The 1269-nt window shown below is 32.2% G+C and carries 1 protein-coding gene and 1 pseudogene; both read right to left on the bottom strand.

The features are described 5' to 3' along the window. The coding region (locus tag BBG47_RS28035) for a hypothetical protein (RefSeq protein WP_065294470.1) at window positions 1-614 on the bottom strand (614 nt) is incomplete at its 3' end. A 206-nt stretch (window positions 615-820) separates the two neighbouring features. Continuing rightward, a pseudogene (locus tag BBG47_RS28030) lies at window positions 821-1269 on the bottom strand (hypothetical protein); the annotation flags it as partial.

Genomic DNA, 1269 nt, shown 5'->3' with positions numbered 1-1269 from the left:
GTGTCCAAGATCATTAAGGGGCTTATGAGATAGTACATCGATATGGGAAGTGGTAACTTCAAAAAACCATTATTATCAAACTCATCTTCATAGACCAACATTTCATCTCTTCCTAATAGATATGAGTATGCTAAAGAACGATAAGTTCTATGATTTAATTTAGATAGTTGTGAATATATTTCTTTATATGCATTCGATAATTCACTAAAACCCGTATCAGATATATGTTTACGAAAAATTCTATTCGGCACAACCTGATTGTCATACCATTTGTTTAAGTAATTGACTTTCTCCTGGTCGTTTCCTGAAAAATATGTAGCTAAATCCATTGTTTCAACCACATCTCGAAATAGTCTACTTGCTAATCTATGTTTTTTTGTAACTAGCAAACTTAAACAATCTCTTAATGTTTCTATTCCATCCACAAACAACATCCATATTGCTTTTTCTTGTGAACGATCGTCTCTTTTGTAAGTTCTGTTCCTTTTCATTAAGAAATTAAATACTTCTTTAAGAAGATGTTTGGCTTCTCTAGCGAACTGCTCCTGCGATTCATATTCATATGGATTAGAATATGCTTCTTCTGGTGATCTCCACCATATGAAACTTGTCATATTATCATTCCTTTACGAGGATTTCATATAACGATCTTGTATTCACTAACCCTCACTTTATTAAATAGCTACTATGTTTAGCTAGTGCACGTTATCTGCTGATTGTACTTCTAAGTAATTTGCATCTTGCAGACCAGGTGCAAATAAACCGTGCGTATATTTGATGTTTAACTGATGTCCTGTCTTCTCGAATTACCACATATGTTTTATTCACTTCTAATGAACTTCATAAATTCTTTCCCAAAGTCAGTAATATATAGTATTGTAAGCCCTTCACGTCCTAATTCTATATTCGTGTTACCTACCGTTTTAGTATCTATAAGCAAAGATTTCGAGATTAGGTCACATATATAAAATTCATATTTCCCATATATTTCTATTGTAGAATTATGTGGGAATTCTACTTTTATTCTTTCGATTATTCTTTCTTTATAAGATGCACTTGTTAACATACTCACACAACCATCGCATCCTTCTTCAATATCCATACTTCCAGACCTTCCTGTGTGTTCAAACATTTTTAGTATTTCTAGTTCAATAAAGTCTAATCTTGTAACCATATCTAAAAATGTTTCCCTGAAATCTGATTGATAAGAAGTAGACGAGTTCGACACTAAAATATCTCGAAATATTTTAAGCTTGTACTCACTCTTGG

The organism is Paenibacillus sp. KS1 (genome assembly GCF_001680695.1).
In the GTDB taxonomy this organism is placed as follows: domain Bacteria; phylum Bacillota; class Bacilli; order Paenibacillales; family Paenibacillaceae; genus Paenibacillus_B; species Paenibacillus_B suaedae.
This window is presented reverse-complemented; position numbering and strand designations above follow the sequence as displayed.